14 protein-coding genes are annotated in these 16,231 nt (G+C 65.1%); 8 read left to right on the forward strand and 6 right to left on the reverse strand.

All coding sequences use genetic code 11. The features are described from left to right. Positions 1-120 precede the first annotated feature (120 nt). Complete coding sequence (locus HNQ66_RS13055) at positions 121-558, reverse strand: DUF6163 family protein (protein ID WP_184144597.1); 438 nt, start codon at positions 556-558, stop codon at positions 121-123. A 154-nt stretch (positions 559-712) separates the two neighbouring features. Between HNQ66_RS13055 and hemB the strand changes: the two genes are divergently transcribed. The 4 genes from hemB (at position 713) to HNQ66_RS13075 (ending at position 4,182) form a co-directional block, all read left to right on the forward strand. Continuing rightward, a complete protein-coding gene (gene hemB, locus HNQ66_RS13060) occupies positions 713-1,717 on the forward strand; it encodes a porphobilinogen synthase (RefSeq protein WP_184144598.1) in 1,005 nt (334 codons plus the stop codon). A 191-nt stretch (positions 1,718-1,908) separates the two neighbouring features. Next, positions 1,909-2,373 carry an RDD family protein gene (locus HNQ66_RS13065; protein ID WP_184144599.1) on the forward strand — a complete coding sequence of 155 codons (465 nt, stop codon included), beginning with the start codon at positions 1,909-1,911 and terminating at the stop codon, positions 2,371-2,373. Positions 2,374-2,479: 106 nt separating this feature from the next. After that, positions 2,480-3,250: an arginyltransferase gene (locus HNQ66_RS13070; RefSeq protein WP_184144600.1), complete on the forward strand. Its 771-nt coding sequence runs from the start codon at positions 2,480-2,482 to the stop codon at positions 3,248-3,250. A gap of 68 nt (positions 3,251-3,318) precedes the next feature. Then, a complete protein-coding gene (locus HNQ66_RS13075) occupies positions 3,319-4,182 on the forward strand; it encodes a DMT family transporter (protein ID WP_380779453.1) in 864 nt (287 codons plus the stop codon). Positions 4,183-4,399: 217 nt separating this feature from the next. Here HNQ66_RS13075 and parC read toward each other — a convergent pair whose 3' ends face one another. Continuing rightward, the gene (parC, locus tag HNQ66_RS13080; RefSeq protein ID WP_184144602.1) at positions 4,400-6,652 is read right to left on the reverse strand and encodes a DNA topoisomerase IV subunit A; all 2,253 of its coding nucleotides are present in this window, start codon (positions 6,650-6,652) and stop codon (positions 4,400-4,402) included. Positions 6,653-6,862: 210 nt separating this feature from the next. On the opposite strand from parC, the gene HNQ66_RS13085 reads away from it, so the two are divergent. Beyond that, positions 6,863-8,056, forward strand: a complete 1,194-nt coding sequence (locus tag HNQ66_RS13085) for a hypothetical protein (RefSeq protein WP_184144603.1) — start codon at positions 6,863-6,865, stop codon at positions 8,054-8,056. 106 nt (positions 8,057-8,162) lie between these two features. Here the strand turns inward: HNQ66_RS13085 and aspS are convergent, their stop codons facing one another. From aspS to HNQ66_RS13100, 3 genes are all read right to left on the reverse strand, one after another. Next, a complete protein-coding gene (aspS, locus tag HNQ66_RS13090; protein ID WP_184144604.1) occupies positions 8,163-9,950 on the reverse strand; it encodes an aspartate--tRNA ligase in 1,788 nt (595 codons plus the stop codon). 312 nt (positions 9,951-10,262) lie between these two features. After that, positions 10,263-10,859, reverse strand: coding sequence for an NUDIX domain-containing protein (locus HNQ66_RS13095; protein ID WP_184144605.1), 597 nt, complete (start codon positions 10,857-10,859; stop codon positions 10,263-10,265). A gap of 9 nt (positions 10,860-10,868) precedes the next feature. After that, positions 10,869-12,983 (reverse strand): molybdopterin-containing oxidoreductase family protein, encoded by a 2,115-nt coding sequence (locus HNQ66_RS13100; RefSeq protein WP_184144606.1) that lies wholly within the window; start codon positions 12,981-12,983, stop codon positions 10,869-10,871. Positions 12,984-13,075: 92 nt separating this feature from the next. Here HNQ66_RS13100 and HNQ66_RS13105 point away from each other — a divergent pair, with 92 nt between their 5' ends. From HNQ66_RS13105 to HNQ66_RS13115, 3 genes are read left to right on the forward strand one after another with little or no spacing between them, the layout of a single operon-like run. Then, a complete protein-coding gene (locus HNQ66_RS13105) occupies positions 13,076-13,936 on the forward strand; it encodes a 23S rRNA (adenine(2030)-N(6))-methyltransferase RlmJ (protein ID WP_184144607.1) in 861 nt (286 codons plus the stop codon). A gap of 50 nt (positions 13,937-13,986) precedes the next feature. Continuing rightward, the gene (locus tag HNQ66_RS13110) at positions 13,987-14,700 is read left to right on the forward strand and encodes a ribonuclease T2 family protein (protein WP_184144608.1); all 714 of its coding nucleotides are present in this window, start codon (positions 13,987-13,989) and stop codon (positions 14,698-14,700) included. A 23-nt stretch (positions 14,701-14,723) separates the two neighbouring features. Continuing rightward, positions 14,724-15,314 (forward strand): glutathione S-transferase family protein, encoded by a 591-nt coding sequence (locus tag HNQ66_RS13115; protein WP_184144609.1) that lies wholly within the window; start codon positions 14,724-14,726, stop codon positions 15,312-15,314. A 61-nt stretch (positions 15,315-15,375) separates the two neighbouring features. On the opposite strand, the gene HNQ66_RS13120 is transcribed toward HNQ66_RS13115, so the two are convergent. After that, positions 15,376-16,011 carry an outer membrane protein gene (locus HNQ66_RS13120; RefSeq protein WP_184144610.1) on the reverse strand — a complete coding sequence of 212 codons (636 nt, stop codon included), beginning with the start codon at positions 16,009-16,011 and terminating at the stop codon, positions 15,376-15,378. Positions 16,012-16,231 lie beyond the last annotated feature (220 nt).

The raw sequence follows: 16,231 nt of genomic DNA on the forward strand, positions 1-16,231 counted from the left end.
TCACTGTTTCGTTTGGCGGTGTTGGTTTGTTTCCCGCCTTGAGTGAGAACCTAGCGAATGCATCTAAAATTCTACTTAAACCGCAGCCTTAACAGCGCCTTACCGGAAGGCGACCCTGTCTCAGGGTGAATCAGTCCTTACCGTGCGGGCCTGCCGGCGGCGCTGGAGGAAGAGCGCGATGCGGAAAAGGACGAAGACGGCGGCGACTGCAAGGTGCGTCACGACCAGCAGCCGGTTGATGCCGAAGATCGAGGGATAGACCTCGTGCATGGCGATCTCGGTGGCGGCCGCAAGCAGCCAGATCACCGGCCCCCAGGAGACGAGGAGCCAGAGGCCCACGGCGGCGACGGGAAAGAGCACGGCCAGCACCGTGGAGGCCGCCTTCCAGGCCGGCGGCAGGAGATCGAACCGCCCGCGCCCGTCGAAGGAGAAGCCCGTGAGCATCGCCCAGTATTGCAGGGCGAACCACAGGGACGCCACCGCCACCAGCCGCAGGAACAGCGCGAACAGCGTTTCGGTCAGGCTTGGTCTCGGGCCCTTGGCAGAATCAGCAACCATCCGGGGACAGTAAGGGCAAGGCCGGCGCGCATAAAGCCTTCAAAGCGCGTCATGCACGGCCATATGCCGCAGCGCCCCCTTCCCCCACGCGATTTGATTGGCCCGCCCGGCATGATAAGGAGGCGAAAAAACATCCATGCAAGGAAATGGCATCATGAACATCGTCGATGAGATCACCGGCCATCGCCGCATGCGGCGCAACCGGAAGGCCGACTGGACGCGCCGGATGGTGCAGGAGAACCGCCTGACGGTGGACGACCTTATCTGGCCGGTCTTCGTGGTGCCGGGCGAAAATATCGTCGATCCGGTCGCCGCCATGCCGGGCGTCGACCGCATGAGCGTCGACAGGCTGGTGGAGGCGGCGAAGGAAGCGGCCGATCTCGGCATCCCGGCCATCGCCACCTTCCCCAATATCGACATGAACCTGCGCGACGAGACAGGCTCCAACAGCCTTGCGGCCGACAACCTCATCAACGAAGCCACGCGGGCGATCAAGAAGGCCGTGCCGAACATCGGCGTCATCACCGACGTCGCGCTCGACCCCTTCACCAGCCACGGCCATGACGGGGTGCTGCGCGGCGACGTCATCGTCAACGACGAGACGGTCGAGCTGGTGGCCAAGGCCGCTGTCCTCCAGGCCGATGCCGGCTCGGACATCATCGCCCCGTCCGAGATGATGGACGGGCGCATCGGCGCGATCCGCCATGCGCTGGACGACGCCGGGCACCAGGACGTCGGCATCATGTCCTATGCCACCAAGTTCGCGTCCGCCTTCTACGGCCCCTATCGCGATGCCATCGGCACGGGCGGCCTGCTCAAGGGCGACAAGAAGACCTATTACATCGATCCCGCCAACGGCACCGAGGCGATGCGCGACGCCGCGCTCGACGTCGAGGAAGGGGCGGACATGATGATGGTCAAGCCCGGCCTTCCCTATCTGGACATCTGTTGGCGCATGAAGGAGGCGTTCGGCCTGCCGGTCTTCGCATACCAGGTCTCGGGCGAGTACAGCCAGATCAAGGCCGCCGCCCTCAACGGCTGGATCGACGGCGAGCGCGTCATGCTGGAAACCCTGCTCTCCTTCAAGCGCGCCGGCTGCGACGGCATCCTCACCTATTTCGCGATGGACGTGGCGCGGCTGCTGGCGAAGAAGGGGTAGGCAGAGGGACTTACATCGCGGCACCCTCTGCGGGAAAATGGGGAAGGAAGAGCAAGCCGCCAGCCTTTCTCCCCCCTTGTGGGTGAGATGCCGGCAGGCAGAGAGGGTCTTCGTGGCCCCACACCCTCACCCGTTGTTTTCCCCTAAAACATCCCCATATGTGAGCCATGTTCCATTCCGGAGACAATGAGATGAGCGCAGACTTCAACGAGACGCGGGTTCCGACGACGGACTGGCAGGCCTATCGCGGCGTGCTGTCGCGGCGGATCTTCGCCTTTCTGATCGACTACGCCATCATCGCGCTCCTGTGGGTCCCGGCGGCCGTGGTGGTGTTCTTCCTCGGCATCCTGACCTTCGGCCTCGGCTTCTTCCTCTATCCGGCGCTCTTCGCCATCGTCGCCATGCTCTACTTCGGCCTGACGATGGGCGGGCCGAGCCAGGCGAGCGCCGGCATGAACGTCATGGGCCTTGCCCTTGCGCGCGTCGACGGCCGGCCGGTCGATTTCCTGACGGCCATCGTCCATCTCGTGCTGTTCTGGATCGGCAATGCGCTGCTGACACCGTTCATCGTGCTCATCGGCCTCTTCACGGATCGCGGCCGCCTGCTGCACGACCTCCTGCTCGGCACGGTGATGGTTCGCCGCGGCCGGTATTGAGGACCGTCAAAAGCCGCGGGCGAAATCCTCCAGTTGACCTTTTGCCGAACTGCGCCATGGTATTGGCAGAGAAACGTCATACAGCGACGGAGTCGCCCCACGGCCGATGAACACGCAGGCAACATCCTCTCCCCAGTTCTATCTCACCGCGCCGGCGGCATGTCCCTACCTGCCGCAGGAGATGGAGAGGAAGGTGTTCACCCATCTCGTGGGTGAGCGCGCGCCGGAGCTCAACGACCTCCTGACCCAGGGCGGTTTCCGCCGCTCGCAGAACATCGCCTATCGCCCCGCCTGCGAGACCTGCCGGGCCTGCATCTCCGTTCGCATCCTCGTCAACGAGTTCGAGCCGCGCCGCACCATGCGCCGCGTGCTTTCCGCCAATGCCGACCTCGTCTCGCGCGAATACCCGGCCGAGCCCTCCAGCGAGCAATATTCGCTCTTCCGCCAGTATCTCGACGCCCGCCACCAGAAGGGCGGCATGTCGGACATGTCCGTGCTCGACTATGCGATGATGGTGGAGGACACGCATGTCCACACCAAGATCATCGAGTACCGCCTGCGCGAGGAAGGCTCCGGCCTCAAGGAGCGCCCGCAGGGCGAGCTCATGGCCGTGGCGCTGACCGACCGGATGGGCGACGGCCTGTCGATGGTCTATTCCTTCTACAATCCCGGCCTCGACCACCGCTCGCTCGGCACCTTCATGATCCTCGACCACATCCGCCGCGCCAGGGCGCTCGGCCTGCCGCACGTCTATCTCGGCTACTGGGTCAAGGGATCGCGCAAAATGGACTACAAAACAAAGTTTTTGCCGCAGGAGCACCTGATGCCGCGTGGCTGGGAGCGCTATGACGGGGAAACGCCTGAAACCCAGCCCTAGAATCGGTCCCCGCCTTGTCCCAGACGAACGACCCCGCCCTGCACCGCAAGGGCCTTCTCATCACCGCCATGGGCGGCCTTGCCCTTTCCTTCGACATTCCGCTGATCCGCTCCGCCGCCGGCGAGGTCTGGTCGGTGCTGGCGACCCGCAGCATCGCCACCTTCGTAACGGCCATGGTCGCCTGGTCGGTCCTGCGCTTCGTGCTCGGCAGGCGCACGGCGCTGATCCCCGGCCCCATGGGCCTCCTGATCGGCATCTTCTACGGCATCAATTCGCTGACCTTCATGCTGGCGGTGTTCAACACGACGACGGCCAACGTCGTCTTCATCCTCGCCTTCACGTCGATGTTCGCGGCGATCCTCTCCTGGGTCTTCCTCGGCGAGCGGCCCGCCAACGCCACGCTCCTCACCATGGCGGCGATGGTCGCCGGCGTTGCGCTGATCGTCCATGACGGCCTTGCGAGCGGCAACATCTTCGGCGATGCCATGGCGGCCTGTTCGGCCCTCCTGCTCGCCTCCGCCATCACGCTGAGCCGCCGCAGCGGCCTCGACATGGGCTTCGTGCCGCTCGTCACCGCCCTCGTTCCCGGCATCGCCGCGCTGTTCCTCCTGCCCGATACCGGGTTCGAGATCGCCCATCCCGGCTTCATCCTGTTCAACGGGCTCGTCATGATCCCGTTCGCCTTCTTCTGCCTGGCGACGGGCCCGCGCTACCTCTCCGCGCCGGAAGTGGGCATGTTCTACCTGCTCGAAACGGTGCTCGCGCCCATCTGGGTGTGGATCGTCTTTGCCGAGACGCCCACCACGCAGACCCTCATCGGCGGCTCCATCCTCATCCTCGCCCTCCTCGCCCACTCGCTCTGGCAGATGCGCTCGAAAGCCCGCGCCGCCCGCGAAAGCGACGCAGCGGCGGAGTTTCCGTTCACGGGATGAGGTGGTAAGCTGCGGCTCCGCCGCCAACATGAGGTGCGACCGTGACGCAGAAAGACGAAAAGCGCGATCCTCCGCCACCTGCCGCTGACGAGGATGTGGAAAGGCAACTGGCAGCGGCTTGGCTTTTCATGGAGAAGTACAAGGAAGCTCTGCGAGAACTTGCAAAGCACTAACGACGCGCTTCGTGCGCGACGTCAGCGTCCCCTATTCCGGCTGATCAGCCGCTGAACTTGCCGCTGCGCGGAAAACCCTTCGGAACGGTACGGCCGGCGCCGGCGCGGTCGGCGAGCCATTCGGTGAGCTCGTCCTTCGTGCGCACGAAGGTGCGGCCGGCGCTGTCGTCCCAGGAAAGGCCCTCGGCCAGCGTGAAGCAGCGGATGTCGGAGACGCCGCCGTCCTTGTAGCGCTGGAGGCGCACGCCCTTGCCGCGCGACATTTCCGGAAGCTGCGCGAGCGGGAAGATCAGCATCTTGCGGTTCTCGCCGACGACGGCGACATGGTCGCCGCGCACTGGCACGACCAGTTTCGCCTCGTCCGGCATGCCGACATTCATCACCTGCTTGCCCTTGCGGGTATTGGCGACCATCTCGCTCTCGGCCACCACGAAGCCGTTGCCGGCCTGCGAGGCGACGATGACCTTGAGCGCGGGATCGTGGACGAAGGCCGTCAGCACGTCCTGGTCGTTCTCCATGTCGACCATGATGCGCAGCGGCTCGCCGTGGCCGCGCCCGCCCGGCAGCTTGTCTGCGCCGAGCGTATAGACCTTGCCGCCCGTCGTCATGACGAGCACCTTGTCCGTCGTCTGTGCCGGGAAAGCCACCTTCAGCGCGTCGCCCTCCTTGAACTGGAGGCCGGACGTGTCGGCGATATGGCCCTTCAGCGCGCGGATCCAGCCCTTTTCCGAGATGACGACCGTGATCGGCTCCTTCTCGATCATCGCCTGCTGGATGGCCTCGACATCGGCCTCGGGCGCGCTCGCGAACTGGGTGCGGCGGCGGCCGATCTCGGTCGCCTTGGCGAAGGTCTTGCGGACCTCGCCGATCTCCCAGGCGACGGTCTGCCACTGCTTCTCGTCGGAGGCAAGCAGCGCCTCGATCTCCGCCTTCTCCTTCGACAGGTTGTCGAATTCGGTACGAATCTCGAATTCCTCGAGCTTGCGGAGAGACCGCAGGCGCATGTTGAGGATCGCTTCGGCCTGCACATCGGTGAGCGAGAAGGTCTCCATGAGGACGGCCTTCGGCTCGTCGTCCTCTCGGATGATGCGGATCACCTCGTCGAGGTTGAGATAGGCGACGAGGTAGCCGCCGAGGATTTCAAGACGCCGGTCGATGGCGGCAAGCCGGTGGCGCGAGCGGCGCTGGAGCACTTCGCGCCGGTGGGCGAGCCATTCGACGAGAACGTCCTTGAGGCCCATGACCTTCGGCACGCGCCCCATGGAGAGCACGTTCATGTTGAGCGGGATGCGGCTTTCGAGTTCGGAGAGCTTGAAGAGCGATTCCATCAGGATCGTCGGATCGACCGTGCGGCTCTTCGGCACCAGCACGATGCGCACGTCCTCGGCCGATTCGTCCCGGATGTCCTCCAGCAGCGGCAGCTTGCGGGCGATCAGCAGCTCAGCGATCTTCTCGATCAGGCGCGACTTCTGCACCTGGTAGGGGATTTCGGTGACGACGATCTGGTAGCCGCCGCGGCCGAGGTCCTCGGTCACCCATTTCGAGCGCACGCGAAAACCGCCGCGGCCCGTCTTGTAGGCCTCGATGATGCTTTCGCGGCTGTCGATGATGATGCCGCCGGTCGGAAGGTCGGGGCCCTGCACGAATTCGACGAGCTTTTCGACATCCGCCTCCGGGTTGCGGATGAGATGGAGCGCCGCGTCGCACAGTTCATGCGCGTTGTGCGAGGGAATGGACGTCGCCATGCCGACGGCAATGCCGGAGGAACCGTTCGCCAGCAGGTTCGGGAAGGCACCCGGCAGGACGACCGGCTCCTCGTCCTCCTCGTTGTAGGTCGGGCGGAAATCGACCGCGTCCTCGCCGATGCCTTCCAGCAGCAGCGAGGCGACCTCGGTCATGCGCGCCTCGGTGTATCGGTAGGCGGCCGCATTGTCGCCATCGATATTGCCGAAGTTGCCCTGCCCGTCGACGATGGGATAGCGCTGCGAGAAATCCTGCGCGAGGCGCACCAGCGCGTCGTAGACCGACTGGTCGCCGTGCGGGTGGAACTTACCGATGACGTCGCCGACGATACGCGCGCATTTCTTGAAGGAGGAATTGGACCGAAGGCCCATTTCGCTCATCGCGTGGATGATGCGGCGGTGCACCGGCTTCAGGCCGTCGCGAACGTCCGGAAGGGCGCGCTGGGTGATCGTCGACAGCGCATAGGCAAGGTAGCGCTCTTCCAGCGCCGCCTTGAGATCGACGGGTTGAATGTGGTCGTCTCCGCCATCGGGCGGCAAAGTGTTTTGTCCCATGGGTCTTGACTAGACCTCCTGCCGATTCGCGGCAAGGAATCGGGGCGATCGGGCTGTGGATAGCGGTTTATAAAGGCTGTTCGAAAACTGTCGCGGCGGGCAGAGAATCCCGTGGAAAGTCCATGCGGCATGAATATATTTGCCGCACCGCCCGTCTAGGAGCGGTAACGGCAAGGCAGCCGTCCAAGAAATCAGAAAGAGAGCCTATCCATGATGCGCACCTCCCACTTCCGCACCCTTCTTGCGGGCGCCGCGCTCGCCACCCTGGCAAGCCCCGCCTTCGCACTCGACGGTGCGGACCTGCTGGCCAAGCTGAATGCGACCTATGCCACGAGCGGCGTCACCCTCACCTCCTCGAACGTCGCCGTCGATGGCTCGACCGTCACGCTGGAAGGCGCAGAGCTGAAGGCCACGGGCTCCGAGGCGCCGCTCAAGCTCGGCACCGTCACCATGGAAGGCGTCGAGGAAGCCGACGACGGCGGCTACACGATCGAGACGGTCTCCTTCGAGGACATCAACGTGACGGAACCCGACACGACGGTTTCGGCGAAGGATATCTCGGTAAGCGGCGTTTCCATTCCCGGCAAGGTCGTTCCCGGCACGCTCGATTCGCTGATGATGTACGAATCGGCCACCACCGGCCCGGTCAGCGTCACCGCCAAGGGCAAGGAAGTCTTCTCCATGTCCGGCGTGGAAGCGAACCTCTCGCGCATGGACGATGATGCCGGCCTCGAATTCGACGCCACGCTCTCCGACCTCAAGGCCGACCTGTCGACGGTCGAGGACCCCAAGACCAAGGACGCGCTGGACACGCTCGGCATCCATTCGCTGGAAGGCGAAGTCACCATGTCGGGGAGCTGGGAACTGGCGAGCGGCAAGCTGGCCGTGGACGAATACGCCTTCGACTTCAAGGATATCGGCCGCCTGAACCTCAGCCTTGCCTTCTCCGGCTACACGCTCGACTTCCTGAAGAACGTGCAGGAAGCGCTGAAGACCGCCGAGGCCAACCCGAACAAGGACGAGGCGAACGCCGCCATGGGCATGGCCATGATGGGCCTCGTCCAGCAGCTCACCTTCAACAACGCCTCCATCACCTTCGAGGACGCCTCCATCACCAAGAAGCTGCTCGACTATGCCGGCAAGGAACAGGGCGTGACGGGCGACCAGCTCGCGCAGTCGCTGAAGGGCATGGTGCCGCTGATGATCGCCCAGCTCAACATGCCCGACCTGCAGAACCAGATCTCGGCCGCCGTGAACACCTATCTCGACGACCCGAAGAGCCTGAAGATCAGCGCCGAGCCGAAGGAGCCGGTGCCGTTCCCGATGATCATGGGCGCCGCCATGGGCGCGCCGCAGACCATTCCGCAGGTCCTCGGTGTCTCCGTCACGGCCAACGCCGAATAAGCCTTCCGGCACCCCACGAAAACACGAAAGCCCGGAGCGTCGCCGCTCCGGGCTTTTTCCTGTCTTGCCGGGGCATGAGGCCGGGCAAGCCCGGCCTTTCGCGGGCTCAGTCCTTCTTGGACGGAACGACGCGGAGCGCGAGTTCCCGAAGCTGCGTCGGCGTTGCCGGCGACGGCGCGTTCATCAGGAGGTCCTGCGCCTGCTGGTTCATCGGGAAGAGCGAGATCTCGCGGAGATTCTTCGCACCGACGAGCAGCATGACCACGCGGTCGATGCCGAAGGCGCAGCCGCCGTGCGGCGGGGCGCCGTACTGGAAGGCGCGGTAGAGGCCGCCGAAGCGCTCTTCCACATCGGCCTGCGAGAGGCCGACCTTCTCGAAGGCCTTGACCATCAGTTCCGGCGACTGGTTACGGATCGAGCCGGAGGCGATCTCGAAGCCGTTGCAGACGGCGTCGTACTGGTAGGCCTTGAGCTCCAGCGGATCCTTGCTGTCGAAGGCTTCAAGGCCCCCCTGCGGCATGGAGAAGGGGTTGTGCGCGAAGTCGATCTTCTTTTCGTCCTCGTTCCATTCGTAGAACGGGAAATCGACGATCCAGCACATTTCGAAGCGGTCGCGGTCGACGAGGTTCAGTTCCTCGCCGGCGCGGGTGCGCGCTTCGCCTGCGAACTTGTAGAACTTGGCCGGATCGCCGGCGACGAAGAAGCAGGCATCGCCGTCATCGAGGCCAAGCTGGGTGCGGATCGCCTCCGTGCGCTCCTCGCCGATGTTCTTGGCAAGGGGACCTGCGCCTTCCAGCTTCTCGCCTTCCTTGCGCCAGAAGATGTAGCCGAGGCCCGGCTGGCCGGTCGACTGCGCCCAGGCGTTCATGCGGTCGCAGAAGGCGCGGGAGCCGCCGGTCCTGGCCGGGATCGCCCAGACTTCCACCTTCGGGTTCGACGCGATCATGTTCGCGAAGACCTTGAAGCCGGAGCCGGCGAAGTGGTCGGTAACGGCCTGCATGACGATCGGGTTGCGCAGGTCCGGCTTGTCGGAGCCGTATTTGCGGATCGCCTCGTCGTAGGGAATACGCGGCCAGTTCTTCGTGACGGGCTTGCCTTCGGCAAACTCCTCGAACACGGCCGTCATCATCGGCTCCATCGTCTCCCAGACGTCTTCCTGGGTGACGAAGCTCATCTCGACGTCGAGCTGGTAGAACTCGCCCGGCAGGCGGTCGGCGCGCGGGTCCTCGTCGCGGAAGCACGGCGCGATCTGGAAATAGCGGTCGAAGCCGGCGACCATCAGGAGCTGCTTGTACTGCTGCGGGGCCTGCGGCAGGGCGAAGAACTTGCCCTCGTGGATGCGGGACGGCACGAGGAAGTCGCGCGCGCCTTCCGGCGAGGAGGCCGTCAGGATCGGCGTCGTGTATTCGGCAAAGCCGGCCTCGCCCATGCCGCGGCGCATGGCGGAGATGATCTGCGTGCGCTTGACGATGTTCCGGTGCAGCGTCTCGCGGCGGAGGTCGATGAAGCGATACTTCAGGCGCACGTCTTCGGGATAGTCCGGCTCGCCGAAGACCGGCAGCGGCAGTTCCTTTGCGGCGGACAGCACCTCGATCTCATGGGCGTAAAGCTCGATCTCGCCGGTCGGCATGGCCTTGTTGACCGTCTCCTCGGTGCGCGCCTTGACGAGGCCGTCGATGCGGATGACCCATTCGCCGCGCACGGCCTCGGCCAGCTTGAACGCCTTCGAATCGGGGTCGGCGACGACCTGGGTGATGCCGTAATGGTCGCGCAGGTCGATGAAGAGCACGCCGCCATGGTCGCGGACGCGGTGGACCCAGCCGGAAAGGCGGACGGTCTCGCCGACATCCGACTTGCGAAGGGCGGCGCAGGTGTGGCTGCGGTAACGGTGCATCGTGGTATCCTGAAATGCTGACGGGCCGCGCGGGAGGAACCCGGCGCAGCTACCCAAGAAAATCGCGCGGAAAAGCGCATGGCCGGGCTCGTTTGTCAAGGCTTGAGGGGTATTCGCCTGCGGAAGCAAAGCGCGTCGTCGCGGATTTACCCCCCTCTGGCCTGCCGGCCATCTCCCCCACAAGGAGGGAGATCGGCTAGAAGCGAAGACGGCAATCAATAACAGCGTCAAAGTTTGGCGAAACGCCCCTACATCCAATCTCCCCCCTTGTGGGGGAGATGGCCGGCAGGCCAGAGGGGGGTGCTACAGCACTCAGCCGGCAAACTCCCGATTGAGCATCAGCCATTGCAGCATCATCATCGTCTTGGCGTCGACGATGCCGCCGGAGGGAACGAGGGTGCAGGCCTCGTCGATCGGCATCTCGACGATCTCGATGTCCTCCCCCTCGCCGTCGACGCCGCCGCCCCGGCCCTCGCGCTTAGCGCTGTCGATATGCGCGGCGAAGCACGAGACGCGCTCCGTCAGCGTGCCGGGGCTCGAATAGGTGTCGAAGAGGTGGATGAGGTCGGAGACGGCGTAGCCGGTCTCCTCCATCGCCTCGCGGGCGATGGCGTCTTCCGGGCTGTCGTCGTCGAGAAGGCCGGCCGGCACCTCCAGGAGGAAGCCGTCCGGGTGGCCGCCGAAGAAAGCGCCGGGGCGGAACTGGCGCACGAGGACGACCGACCGGCGCACGGGATCGACCAGCAGGATCGCCGCGGCCGCACCGTGGTCATGCACCTCGCGGTCGAGCCATTCGACGCGTCCGTCCTTGCGGGTCTGTTCCAGAACGAGCGTGCGCAGGTGAATGAAGCGCTTCCACACCGTGTTCTGCTCGACGATGCGGATGGGCGAAACGGTTTCGGCCGGCATGAAAACTCCTCAGGCCTTGCGCAGCCAGACGCGGTTGTCGTGGAAGGCCGCGCCGCCATAGGGCGCGATGGGATCGGACCCCGTCAGCACGTTGATGCCCTCGCCGTCGAGATGGGCGGAGTTCGGCCAGATGCCCTCGGCGATCAGCACGCCGGGCTTGGCCTCGCCCGTGATGCGGGCATGGAGGCGGATATCCCCGCGCGTGTTGCCGAGGCGCACGACCGCGCCGTCCTCGATGCCGTTGGCCGCCGCATCCTCGGGATGGATCATCACCTCCGGCCGGCCCTCGCGCTCACGCGAAACCTTCGTCTCGCTGAAGGTGGAATTGAGGAAGGAGCGGTTCGGCGAGGTGGCGAGGCGGAAGGGATGCTCTTCGTCCGCCGCCTCGATGACCTCGACATAATCCGGAAGGACCGGCAGCGCCGCGTGCGGGCCGAAGGCGCCGAGCACCTTGGGCGGCTTGTTGGGCGCGGGCGTTCCCGTCCAGTCCGGGCGGAAGCGGAATTTTCCGTCCAGGAAGCCGAAGCCCTTGAGGAAATGCGAGGCCTCGAAATCCGGCTGGCAGTCGATCCACCTTTCTTCCTTCAACCCGTCGAAGTCCGTTTCGTAATAGGGCAGCATGCGCGTGATGTGCTCGCGCTCGGAAAGGCCGAAGCCCGGCATGTCGGCGACGCCGAGGCGTTTTGCCAGTTCCTCGATGACGAAGAGATTGGTGCGCACCGTCGCGGGCGGCTCGACGAGCTTCGGCCCGAGCAGGATATGCTGGTGGCCGCCGCCGCGATAGATGTCGTCATGCTCGACGAACATGGTGGCGGGCAGCACGATATCGGCGAGTTTCGCCGTATCGGTCATGAACTGCTCGTGGACGGCGACGAAAATATCCTCGCGCAGGAAGCCCCGCTTCACGAGGCGCTGTTCGGGTGCGACATTCGCGGGATTGGTGTTCTGGATGAGCATCGCCGTCACGGGCCCTCGACCGCGCAGCGCCACGGGATCCCCCGTCAGGATGGGACCGATCTGCGACTGGTCGAGCACGCGGATATCCGGGTCGACGAGCTTCAGGCCCATCAGCTCGGACCGGCGCAGGTGGAAGATGCCGGAATTGCTGTGGAAGGCGCCGCCGCCCTCATATTGCCAGGAGCCGAGCACGGTGGCGATGGAAAGCGCCGCGTGCATGGAGACCGCGCCGTTGCGCCCGCGCGAAAAGCCGTAGCCCAGGCGGAAGAAGCTGCGCTTCGTGCGCCCGACCAATGCGGCGAAGGCCTCGATCTCCTCCACCGAGAGGCCGGTGATCGCCGCCGCCCAGACGGGATCGCGGCTTGCAAGATGGGCCTCGAGGCCGGCCGGGTCGTCGGCGAACTTTTCCATGTAGGCGCGGTCGGCATGGCCGTCGCGGAAGGCGACGTGCATGACGGCGCAGGCGAGCGCCGCGTCCGTGCCGGGGCGCAGCTTCAGCGCGAGGTCGGCCTGCTTCATCGTCGGGTTGTCATAGACGTCGACGACGACGATCTTCGCACCCCGCTCCTTGCGCGCCTTTACGGCGTGGGTCATCACGTTGACCTGCGTGGAGACGGCGTTCGTGCCCCAAATCACCACGCAATCGGACTTCGCCATCTCGCGCGGATCGGGCCCGCGCAGCGTGCCGGCGCCCATGGTGAAGCCGGTCCAGGCGGGATTGGTGCAGATGGAATCGAAGAAGCCGGAATAGCGCTTGGCATGACGCAGGCGCTCGATGGAATCGCGCTGCACGAGCCCCATCGTGCCGGCGTAGAAATAAGGCCAGACGGCCTCGCTGCCGTGTTTCTGCTCGGCCTTGACGAAGTTCTCGGCGATGGCGTCGAGCGCGGCCTCCCAGGAGATGTCGGCCCAGTCGCCGCTGCCCTTCTCGCCCCGGCGCACCAACGGCTTCATCAGCCGGTCGGGATGGTAGAGGCGGTCGGCATAGCGGGCGACCTTGGCGCAGATGACGCCGGCCGTGTAGCTGTTGTCGGCGCTGCCCTTGACGCGGCCCATGCGGCCGTCCGCGCTGATCTCGACATCGAGCGCGCAGGTGGAGGGACAGTCGTGCGGACAGGCCGAATGGCCGATGCGCGGTTTTCCGAGATTGGGGGTCGCAACGTTCATGGCTTTTCTATAGGACAGAGCCGGAACGGCCAAAAGGCAAAACGTTCGGCCATCGCAACAATTCATCGTCGCATCAGGGCGCGTTATCCCGCATGAACTATCGCCACATCTACCATGCCGGCAATTTCGCGGACGTGCTGAAACATGCCGTCCTCGCCCGCCTCGTCCTCTACATGCAGGGCAAGGACAAGGCCTTCCGCGTGCTCGACACCCATGCCGGCATCGGCCTCTACGACCTTTCCAGCCAGGAGGCGCAGAAGACCGGCGAATGGAAGGACGGGATCGGCCGGCTGCTGGACGGCGACATGCCGGCCGAGGCGGCCGCGATCCTTGCACCATATCTTGAAGCCGTTCGCACATTGAATCCGCAAGGCGGGCTAACCCTTTATCCCGGCTCGCCGAAACTTGCCCGCATGCTCTTCCGCCCGCAGGACCGGCTCTCCGCCATGGAGCTGCATCCGGACGACTACGAGACGCTGCACCGGCTCTTCGACGGCGACTTCCAGAGCCGCATCACCCGTCTCGACGGCTGGCTCTCGCTCGGTGCGCACCTGCCGCCGAAGGAAAAGCGCGGCATCGTGCTGGTCGATCCGCCCTTCGAGGTCGAGGGCGAGTACGAGCGGCTGGTGGACGGGCTCGAAAAAGCCGTTCGCCGCTTTGCCGGCGGGGTCTATTGCCTGTGGTATCCCTTGAAGAAGGGAGCGCCCGTCGCCGCCTTCCACAAGGCGCTGAAGGAGACGGGCATTCCCAAGATGCTCTGCGCCGAGCTTGTCGTGCGGAGCGACCGCGAGACGACGGGGCTCACGGGCTCCGGCCTCATCGTCGTCAACCCGCCCTATACGCTCAAGCAGGAACTCGACGTGCTGCTGCCCTTCCTCAAGGAGCGGCTGGCGCAGGACCGTTTCGCCTCGGCGCGCAGCTTCTGGATCGCCGGCGAGGCGAAGGCCCCTTGACCTTTGCCCGGCGGCGGCAACAATCGCCCGCCGAACCGGAGACCCTGACGATGCCCCTTTCCGCCCGCCTCTTCTGCCTGCTCGCCGCCGGCCTTGCCGCGCTGGCCGCCTGCAGCGAGGAGAAGCCGGCGGAAAAGCCGAAGACGGAGGCAAGCCGCAAGGCGCCGCTGGCAAAGACGGAGGTTCCACGCGGAAAAGGCTTCGACTTCTACGTCCTCTCGCTTTCCTGGTCGCCGACCTGGTGCGCGGAAAACGATGCCGGCGGCCGCACGCAGCAATGCCGGCGCGGCGAGGATCACGGCTTCATCCTGCACGGGCTCTGGCCGCAGAACGACCGGGGCTACCCCGAATATTGCGCGACGCGCGAACCGGACCGCGTGCCCGAAAGCCTCGGCCGCACGCTGCTCGACATCATCCCCTCGATGGGCCTGATCGGCCACGAATGGCGCAAGCACGGCAGTTGTTCCGGCCTTTCGCAGAAGGAATATTTCACCGTCGCCCGCGCGGCCTTCGAGCGCGTCCGCGTCCCGGCGGAGCTCGATGCCGCGCACAAGGCCGCGCGCCTTTCGCCCGATGCGGTGGAAGAGGCCTTCACCGCCGCCAATCCGGGCCTTGCGCGCAACGGCATCGCCGTCACCTGCGCGGGCGGGCGGCTGGAGGAGGTACGCATCTGCATGACGGCCGACCTTGCCTTCCGCCCCTGCCCCGCCGTCGACCGGGCCGGCTGCCGCGCCGGGTCCATCCAGCAGCCGCCCATCCGCTAGCCGCCTCTTTCAGGAGCCGAACCATGAAGATCTTCTATTCCGACGCCTCGCCCTACTCCACCAAGGTGCGCATGGCCGCGCTCTATGCGGGGCTTCCCGCCGAGGCCGTCGCCGTCGACACCTCGACGACCCCGCCGGAGCTTGCCGCCGTCAACCCGCTCGGCAAGATCCCGGTGCTCGTCACCGACGAGGGCCTTTCGGTCTACGACAGCCGGGCGATCATGAACTACATCGACCGCCAGACGCGCGGCGCGCTCTATCCGCGCAATGCCGCAAAGCGCACGGAAGCGGACATCCTGGAAGCGACGGCCGACGGCATCTGCGACTGTCTGCTCTCCATCGTCTACGAGCGGCGCATGCGCCCGGAGGAAAAGATCCACCAGGGCTGGATCGACCGGCAGTGGCAGAAGGTGGAACGGGCGCTCGATCACCTGGAGGCCAACATGCCGCGCCTCGGCAAGAAGCCGAACGGCGGCCATTTCGCGCTTGCCGCCATGCTGCGCTACATCGAGCTGCGCTTTGCCGGCCAGTGGCAGCGCGGCCGGCCGAAGCTGAAGCGCTATCTCTCGCGCTTCGAGGCCGTCTTCCCGGACTACGCCAAATTCAAGGCCTGAGCCCGAACGAAAAAAGGCCCTCCTCGCGGAGGGCCTTTCCTGTCGTGCGGAGCCGTTCGGCTTAGAACTTGACGCCGAGACCGACGCGGACGGCGTGGTCCTTGTCATCGGCGCGAACCGTGGTGGCGCCGAGGTCGTAGTTCTTCTTCTGGTAGTCGCTGTAGCGGTATTCGACGCGAGCCGTGATGTTGTTGGTCACGAAGGCTTCCGCACCGACACCGGCCGTCCAGCCGAGAGCCGTGTGGTCGTCGCTGGCGCCGGCAGCGTTCTTCACTTCGACGTTGGAGGCCGCAAGACCGGCCGTGCCGTAGAGAAGGACCGGGTTGAGGTCGATACCGACGCGGCCGCGCAGCGAACCGTTGAGGCCCTGCTGGGTGGTGATGCCGCCGTTATGGGTGTCGACGCCCGAGTAGTTCAGGTCGGTTTCACCGCCGTAGACGATCTGGCCGCTCTGCATGTTGTAGCCGCCGTAGACGCCGCCGCCGATGGCATTGCCCTTGGCGTCGTTCATCTTGGCGCGCTGCCAGCTTGCCGTACCACCGACATAGGCACCGGCCCAGTTGCCGCTTGCGACCGGCTCGGAATAGTCGGCGGCCGGAGCCTGCGGAACTTCGTCGATGGCGTCGGCAGCCTGTGCGACCTGGAAGGCGGCCAGGGAAACGGTCGAAGCGATGAGGGTTGCGATGAGTGTACGCATGATATTCTCCTTTACTGAACGACGCCCTTTTCTGGGAGGCGATCGGGCATCGTCATTCCAATTCAGTCCCGCCCGGTTGAGGGGAAATTGAATAAAGATTGAGGAAATGGAAGAGCCAAATTGTGATATGATTGTGGCAGCGAGGCGGCACAAATTGGATGTGACTTTTCCACAACATGGAATTTGTTAACCATAATTCAAATATTGAAGGAAACCGGCA

This window comes from Shinella fusca, assembly GCF_014203155.1.
GTDB classification, from domain to species: Bacteria; Pseudomonadota; Alphaproteobacteria; order Rhizobiales; family Rhizobiaceae; genus Shinella; species Shinella fusca.

Bases quoted from the DNA above. Each gene is read 5' to 3' on its own strand.
- HNQ66_RS13055 (WP_184144597.1), bottom strand. From the start codon at position 558: ATGGTTGCTGATTCTGCCAAGGGCCCGAGACCAAGCCTGACCGAAACG.
- hemB (WP_184144598.1), top strand. From the start codon at position 713: ATGAACATCGTCGATGAGATCACCGGCCATCGCCGCATGCGGCGCAAC.
- HNQ66_RS13065 (WP_184144599.1), top strand. From the start codon at position 1,909: ATGAGCGCAGACTTCAACGAGACGCGGGTTCCGACGACGGACTGGCAG.
- HNQ66_RS13070 (WP_184144600.1), top strand. From the start codon at position 2,480: ATGAACACGCAGGCAACATCCTCTCCCCAGTTCTATCTCACCGCGCCG.
- HNQ66_RS13075 (WP_380779453.1), top strand. From the start codon at position 3,319: ATGGGCGGCCTTGCCCTTTCCTTCGACATTCCGCTGATCCGCTCCGCC.
- parC (WP_184144602.1), bottom strand. From the start codon at position 6,652: ATGGGACAAAACACTTTGCCGCCCGATGGCGGAGACGACCACATTCAA.
- HNQ66_RS13085 (WP_184144603.1), top strand. From the start codon at position 6,863: ATGATGCGCACCTCCCACTTCCGCACCCTTCTTGCGGGCGCCGCGCTC.
- aspS (WP_184144604.1), bottom strand. From the start codon at position 9,950: ATGCACCGTTACCGCAGCCACACCTGCGCCGCCCTTCGCAAGTCGGAT.
- HNQ66_RS13095 (WP_184144605.1), bottom strand. From the start codon at position 10,859: ATGCCGGCCGAAACCGTTTCGCCCATCCGCATCGTCGAGCAGAACACG.
- HNQ66_RS13100 (WP_184144606.1), bottom strand. From the start codon at position 12,983: ATGAACGTTGCGACCCCCAATCTCGGAAAACCGCGCATCGGCCATTCG.
- HNQ66_RS13105 (WP_184144607.1), top strand. From the start codon at position 13,076: ATGAACTATCGCCACATCTACCATGCCGGCAATTTCGCGGACGTGCTG.
- HNQ66_RS13110 (WP_184144608.1), top strand. From the start codon at position 13,987: ATGCCCCTTTCCGCCCGCCTCTTCTGCCTGCTCGCCGCCGGCCTTGCC.
- HNQ66_RS13115 (WP_184144609.1), top strand. From the start codon at position 14,724: ATGAAGATCTTCTATTCCGACGCCTCGCCCTACTCCACCAAGGTGCGC.
- HNQ66_RS13120 (WP_184144610.1), bottom strand. From the start codon at position 16,011: ATGCGTACACTCATCGCAACCCTCATCGCTTCGACCGTTTCCCTGGCC.